Annotated in this window: 7 protein-coding genes and 2 pseudogenes; 7 read left to right on the plus strand and 2 right to left on the minus strand. The window is 70.1% G+C overall.

Going from position 1 to position 6,211, the window contains the following annotated elements:
* Positions 1–426 (plus strand): annotated as a pseudogene (locus SACHA_RS23070) (pyridine nucleotide-disulfide oxidoreductase); the annotation flags it as partial.
* Between the two features lie 9 nt (positions 427–435).
* Here SACHA_RS23070 and SACHA_RS26365 read toward each other — a convergent pair.
* Positions 436–537, minus strand: a pseudogene (locus SACHA_RS26365) (peptidoglycan-binding protein); the annotation flags it as partial.
* Between the two features lie 24 nt (positions 538–561).
* Here SACHA_RS26365 and SACHA_RS0118575 point away from each other — a divergent pair.
* A complete protein-coding gene (locus SACHA_RS0118575; RefSeq protein ID WP_019812176.1) occupies positions 562–984 on the plus strand; it encodes a pyridoxamine 5'-phosphate oxidase family protein in 423 nt (140 codons plus the stop codon).
* 172 nt (positions 985–1,156) lie between these two features.
* The gene (locus tag SACHA_RS0118580; protein ID WP_019812177.1) at positions 1,157–1,690 is read left to right on the plus strand and encodes an RICIN domain-containing protein; all 534 of its coding nucleotides are present in this window, start codon (positions 1,157–1,159) and stop codon (positions 1,688–1,690) included.
* A gap of 113 nt (positions 1,691–1,803) precedes the next feature.
* On the opposite strand, the gene SACHA_RS0118585 is transcribed toward SACHA_RS0118580, so the two are convergent.
* The gene (locus SACHA_RS0118585) at positions 1,804–2,430 is read right to left on the minus strand and encodes an HNH endonuclease family protein (RefSeq protein WP_028663335.1); all 627 of its coding nucleotides are present in this window, start codon (positions 2,428–2,430) and stop codon (positions 1,804–1,806) included.
* 657 nt (positions 2,431–3,087) lie between these two features.
* Between SACHA_RS0118585 and SACHA_RS0118590 the strand changes: the two genes are divergently transcribed.
* From SACHA_RS0118590 to galK, 4 genes are all read left to right on the plus strand, one after another.
* Positions 3,088–3,864, plus strand: a complete 777-nt coding sequence (locus SACHA_RS0118590) for a CHRD domain-containing protein (protein ID WP_028663336.1) — start codon at positions 3,088–3,090, stop codon at positions 3,862–3,864.
* 37 nt (positions 3,865–3,901) lie between these two features.
* On the plus strand, positions 3,902–4,102 hold the full coding sequence (locus SACHA_RS0118595) for a hypothetical protein (RefSeq protein ID WP_019812180.1): 201 nt from the start codon (positions 3,902–3,904) through the stop codon (positions 4,100–4,102).
* A gap of 221 nt (positions 4,103–4,323) precedes the next feature.
* Entirely contained in the window at positions 4,324–5,142 is an 819-nt protein-coding gene (locus tag SACHA_RS23075) for a DeoR/GlpR family DNA-binding transcription regulator (RefSeq protein ID WP_039739779.1), read from the plus strand.
* A partial coding sequence (gene galK / locus SACHA_RS0118605; RefSeq protein WP_019812182.1) for a galactokinase occupies positions 5,139–6,211 on the plus strand: 1,073 nt, incomplete at its 3' end. The genes SACHA_RS23075 and galK, both read left to right, overlap by 4 nt.

The raw sequence follows: 6,211 nt of genomic DNA on the forward strand, positions 1-6,211 counted from the left end.
GCCGCCCGCGAGTCGGGCACCGAACCCGGTCCCGGCGTCGGCGGCCTCGGCGACATCGTGATGGTGCCGCCGGTGCGCGACGCCCGCGACCGGGGTGTGCTGCGCGCGCATCCGATGTTCACCCGGCTCACCCGCGACGGCGTCGTCCTCGACGACGGCGGCGAGTATCACTGCGACGTGGTCCTCTGGTGTACCGGGTTCCGCCCGGTACTGGACCACCTGATCGGACTGGACCTCTCGTGGCGGGACGGGCTCCCGGTCACCGACGGCACCCGCTCGGTCGACGAACCCCGGCTGCATCTGCTCGGCTACGGCGACCGGACCGGCTTCGCCTCGGCCACCCTGATCGGCGCGGGCCGCACGGCCAAACCGGCCGTGGCCGGCCTGGCCGCGCGGATTCGCGCCGATCGGACGGCCGATCGGTGAGGACCCCGCCTACCGGCGCTGGTACTCCTCCCAGGTCACCTTCGCCACCCGCGGACCGTCGTCCGGGCCGTTGTTCGCGAGGCCGTTACGCCCCTCGAAGTAGATCCCCGTGACCCTCTTTTCGAAAGGAACACGATGAGCACCACGACCAGCATGCTGACCGCCGAGGACCTCGAGTTCCTCTCACGCCCCCTGCACGGGTTCCTGACCGTGACCGGGGGACCGCAGCCGCCACAGCCCCGGCCGGTGTGGTTCGAAGCCACCGCGGACGGGACGATCCACTTCTTCACGCTGCGGGACTCGCCGAAGATGCGGCGTCTGCACCAGGACCCCCGTGCCTCACTCGTCGTGGCCGCCCCGGCAGGCGAACGCGAACGCTGGGTGTCCGTCACCGGACGCACCGCCGTGGCCACCGACGGAGCGTACGACCTGGTCTCCCGCCTCGCCGCCCGCTACTGGAATCTCGACGACCGGGCCGCCGATTTCGACGCGATGCTGGCCGAGGACCAGGTTCGCGTCGTCCTGCACCCGGAGGCCGTGCGCCGCTTCGCGTTCTGACCTCGCCCACCCCAACTCCGGCGAGTACGCCGATCCCTACCGAGAGAGGTCAACACTCTCCGTAACCACCTGAACGTGACAGACCGTCATCCCGGCAGCGGATACGAGGAAACCGCACCACGACCAGAATGGCGCTCGTCCAGCATTCACCCAGGTGAAACGGAGAAGTGGAATGACCCTTCGGCGGAAGTCCGTTGTCGGTGGCGTCGCCGCAGTCGCCCTGGCGAGCACCATGCTCACCGGAACAGCTCACGCTCAGTCGTCGGCCGCCCCGACCGATCCCGTCGTGATCACGAACCACGCCCACACCAACTACGTGATCCCCGACGACACCGTCGGCAACCCCGGGACCTTCCTCCAGGTGTACTACCGCAGCGACCACCCGATCTCCCGGACCTTCCACTTCGAATCCGTGTACGGCGAGCAGCAGGTCTACCGCTGGAAGAGCGCCCGGACCGGCACCTGCGCGGAGGCCGAGGGCGAGGCGGGGAAGAGCGTCTTCCTGCGCACCTGCAACGGGAGCAAGACACAGTGGTGGTTCGTGCGCAGGGTCGGCAACACGAGCCGGTGGGTCCTGATCCCGTACATGAACGAGAGCCTCGCCTTCACCGGAAAGTACGGCGACGACAACTACGCGCCCCTGCGGGAACTGCCCAGCCGCAGCACCGCGACCGCCTCCCAACAGTGGCACTTCACGCCACAGTGATCCCCGGATAACCCGCACGGCCCCGGCCATCGGAAAACCCCAGAACCCGGCGGCGGCACGGTCGACGACCAGCCGCCGCCGGGTCCGGCCCTCTCGGTCCAGGGCCCTCCCGGTCAGCAGGTGGCGAGCATGTCCTGAAGCGCGGCGGTCTCCGCGGTGGTGACGGTGAGGTCGTAGACGTACTTGACGTTGACCCACGACCGCGCGTACATGCAGTGGTAGCCCGTGTTGTCCGGCTGCCACTGCTCCGGTTCGGCGTCGCTCTTGGAGAGGTTGCTCGACGCGGAGACGGCGATCAGCTGCTGGGTGTCGAGATCGTTGGCGAAGGTCTGCCTGCGGTACTCGGTCCAGTACCGCGCGCCGGTGCGCCACGCCTCCGCCAGCGGGACGACGTGGTCGATGTGCACCTGGGAGTCGTCCCAGACCCACCGCGCGTCGTAGACGCTGTACCAGCTGCCGCCGGTGGGCTCGCAGTCGGAGCCCACGGTGACGTTCGCGCCGTCCCGGCGCAGCACCGTGTCCCGCGTGTCGCAGTTGCCGTTCTGGGCTTCCCAATGCGGGAACAGGTCGCGGTCGTAGCCGTCCATCGACCCGTCCGGCGCGACCGTCAGCTCGGCGAGGTGGTCCCGGGTCACCGCCTCCCCCGGCGGCGCGGGCGGGTAGGCCGCCGCGGGCCGCACCGATGGCCCGGCCACCAGCACCGCCGCGGTGACACCGACGAACACGGACACACGACGCATCGCGGGCCTCCCGACCTGTGGCGTACCGGCCGGTTCCGAGCGTGCCCGGCGGCGGTCTACGGGCGGAACCGACGGGGGTAGGGAGTCCGTGGAACACGACGTGGCGAGCCGCCTGCGTCACGGCGTTCGCGCTCGGATTGGTAGGGCTGGGCGTCGGCCCATGCGTCGCGCAGTGCGTGGTTGGACCTTTCTACCTTGCATCGGTCCGGGGCCGGTTCCGCGTCCCCAGTTCAAACCTCCCAAGGCAGTGCATTCAGCTCGCGACGTCGATTTCACGATCGAGGGCAACGCCACCGTCACGTCACCGCGCGAACCCAGCCCGATACCTCCCCGAGCACGCGTACCTTCCACACCCACATGGACGGCTCGATGACGGTCGACTGACGTTGTCCACATCCAGACCACTCGTACGGGTGAACACGAGGAAGGCGGTCGAGAGCCGGGAACAAGCGGTTTACGCTCGGCCGCCACGGGAATCTCCCCACCGGGTCGCGGTCTGGACACCGCGACCGAGAAGCGACCCAATCCGGCTACGCAGCAGTACCGAACTACAGCCCGGGTCGTTCCACGGGCCGGCGGTTTCCCTTCGGCTCACATTCGAAGGAGCGGCCAGAAGGGCTTCCTCTCCCTTTCCCGACGTGGAAGTTAGGAGATTCGATGCGAACGAAAACGGTACGGTCGACGGCCCTCGCGGGTGCGCTGGGTCTGGCACTTTTCCTGCCAGGGAGCGCGCTCGCACAGTCCGATTCGGAGTCGTTCCGGACGACGCTTCAGCCGTTGAACAACTCGGGTGGCTCGGGCCAGGCGATGGTCGATTTCAGTGGTGACCAGGCCACGGTGACCGTGAGCTACGAGGGTCTGGCGGAGACTTTCCAAGGCGGGCCCTTCCCGCACGCCCAGCACATCCACATCGCAGGCCGGGGCGAGTGTCCCGATCCGTCGGCCGACGAGAACGGCGACGGCGTCGTGTCCACATTGGAAGGACAACCTTCCTACGGTCCGATCGGCACGTCGCTGACCACCGAAGGCGACACCAGCGCGGACTCCGCTCTCGCGGTGGAGCGCTTCCCCGGCGGGCCGAGCGCGGACTACGAGCGCACGTTCACCCTGAACCAGGAGTCGGCCGAGTCGGTCCGCAACGGTACCGGCGTGATCGTCGTGCACGGCCTCGACCCGACAACACTGAGCCCCGAGGCGCAGGAGGCCAAGAGCGAGCTCGACCCGTCGCTGCCACTGGCAGCGACCGCCCCGGCGTTGTGCGGAGCGCTGAGCGGGTCGCAGATCGGCGCCATGCCCGACGGTGGCGTCGACACCGGTGGTGGCGGCACCGCAGGAACCGAGGACGTCCGGATGTTCGCTATCGGTGGTCTCGCGCTGGCCGGTGCGGCCGGTGCGGGTGTGCTGGCCGTTCGCCGTCGCGGCGAGCCGAGCTGAGCATGGCGACCATCAATAACCGTTCGGTGTTGACCGTGTGAGCGAGCCGATACCGAGCGCGGGTGGCCACCACCGCGGCGAGACCGCCGCGGTGGTGGACCGCGTGCTGTCCGTGGTCAGGGGCGGCGAGTGCTCCGCCGTGCGGCGCACCGTTGCAAGGCACCCGGACGGGGACGCGCACGCCGCGCCTGTCCAGAAGCCGGTGCGCGCTGCCCAGTACTTCGTCCAGACCAGATGACCGCCAAGGCTACCGTGATGATGAAGAACACCACCACTCTCGTCGGGGTTATGTAGCTGATCTCGGTGAGCAGCAGGAACGGCAGTCAGAACACGATCAGTGCGCTCCACGCTCCAGTAGAGGTACCGCGGCGGTCCAGCGCTTCGCTCGCGACACGTGGGAAAATGTGCGATCCTGTGTACTCCGCACGAGCCGGTGCACACGAGGGAGGAACGCGCCTGATGTTGGCGAGTCAGCGTCGATCACGCATTCTCGACGAGGTCCGCAGATCCGGCGCCGTGCGGGTGAGTTCGCTGGTCGAACACCTCGGCGTGTCGGACATGACCGTCCGGCGGGACCTGGAGATGCTCGCGCAGGAGGGCACGCTGCGCAAGGTGCACGGGGGCGCGGTGCTGCCCGGTGCGCGCAGCACCGACGAGCCCGGGTTCGCGGCGAAGTCCCACCAGCAGACCCCGGAGAAGGAGGCCATCGCAGCCGAGGCGCTGCGCCTGGTCGAACCGGGTATGGCGCTGGGCATCTCCGGCGGCACCACGACCTGGACCTTCGCCCGGCTGCTGCGCGACGTCCCGGACATCACCGTGGTGACCAACTCGACGCAGGTCGCGGACATGTTCTCCCGGGAGCCCCGGCCGGACCAGACGGTGGTGCTCACCGGAGGCACCCGCACCCCCTCGGACTCGCTGGTGGGCCCGTTCGCCGTGTCGGCGATCCGGTCGGTCAATCTCGACGTCGTGTTCATGGGTGTGCACGGGATGGACCCGGACAGCGGGTTCACCACGCCCAGCCTCATGGAGGCCGAGACCGACCGCGCGTTCGTCGACGCGACCCGCCGGTTCGTGGTGCTGGCCGACCACACCAAGTACAGCGTGCGGGGCATCAGCACCATCGCCGGGATCGACGCCGCCGACGTCCTCATCACCGACTCCGGGCTGGCCGAGGAACACCGCAACGGCCTCGCCGAACGCGTCGGCGACCTGGTGGTGGTACGGCCCGGCGAGCACGCCCGCGGCGCCGACGCCCCGGGCGAACCGACCGCATGAGCACGCGGGCGGACACCGCGGCCGAACTGTTCACCGAGACGTTCGGACGCGCTCCCGACGGGGTGTTCTCGGCGCCGGGCCGGGTCAACGTGATCGGCGAGCACACCGACTACAACGACGGTTTCGTGCTGCCCATGGCGCTCCCGCACGCGGTGACCGTGGCGGCGGGCAGGCGCGTGGGGCCCCGGGTCCGGGTCCTGTCCCGGCAGCAACCCGGTGCCCCGGAGAGCCTCGACCTCGGCGCCGAACCCGGCGCCGTCACCGGCTGGCCCGCCTACGTCGCGGGTGTGGTGTGGAGCCTGCGCACGCACGGGTTCGACCTCGGCGGTGTGGATCTCGTGGTGGACGGGGACGTGCCCGCCGGAGCGGGGCTGTCCTCGTCGGCGGCGCTGGAGTGCGCGGTGGCGAGCGCGTTGGCGGACCTGTTCGGGATCGCGGCCGGGCCGGCCGAGCTGGCGCGGCTGGCGCAGCGCGCGGAGAACGACTTCGTCGGGATGCCGTGCGGGGTCATGGACCAGATGGCGTCGATGACCTGCACCGCCGGGCACCTGCTCTTCCTCGACACGCGGTCGCTGGGCACCGAGCAGGTGGCGTTCGCCCCCGCCGCGCACGGCCGGACGCTGCTCGTGGTGGACACGCGTGCACCGCACCGGCTGGTGGACGGCGAGTACGCCGACCGGCGCCGCGCCTGCGAAAAGGCGGCCTCGGCGCTCGGGGTGCGCGCGCTGCGCGACTTCACCACGGACACGTTGCCCGACGTGCTGTCCCGTCTCGACGGTGAGTCGCAGCGACGGCGGGTCCGGCACGTGGTCACCGAGAACGAGCGGGTCAGCCGGGTGGTCGCACGGTTGCGCGCGGGCGAACTCGACGCGGTCGGCCCGCTGCTCACCGAGTCCCACACCTCGTTGCGCGACGACTACGAGGTCACCGTCCCCGAGTTGGACACGGCGGTCGACACGGCGCTGGAGGCGGGTGCCCTCGGTGCGCGCATGACCGGCGGCGGCTTCGGCGGCTGCGTCATCGCGCTGGTACCCACCGACCGCGCGGACGCGGTGCGGGAGGCGGTGCG

The organism is Saccharomonospora halophila 8 (genome assembly GCF_000383775.1).
Taxonomy (GTDB): Bacteria; Actinomycetota; Actinomycetes; order Mycobacteriales; family Pseudonocardiaceae; genus Saccharomonospora; species Saccharomonospora halophila.

Coding starts and splice junctions, on each gene's coding strand:
- SACHA_RS0118575 (WP_019812176.1), top strand. CDS start 562: ATGAGCACCACGACCAGCATGCTGACCGCCGAGGACCTCGAGTTCCTC.
- SACHA_RS0118580 (WP_019812177.1), top strand. CDS start 1,157: ATGACCCTTCGGCGGAAGTCCGTTGTCGGTGGCGTCGCCGCAGTCGCC.
- SACHA_RS0118585 (WP_028663335.1), bottom strand. CDS start 2,430: ATGCGTCGTGTGTCCGTGTTCGTCGGTGTCACCGCGGCGGTGCTGGTG.
- SACHA_RS0118590 (WP_028663336.1), top strand. CDS start 3,088: ATGCGAACGAAAACGGTACGGTCGACGGCCCTCGCGGGTGCGCTGGGT.
- SACHA_RS23075 (WP_039739779.1), top strand. CDS start 4,324: ATGTTGGCGAGTCAGCGTCGATCACGCATTCTCGACGAGGTCCGCAGA.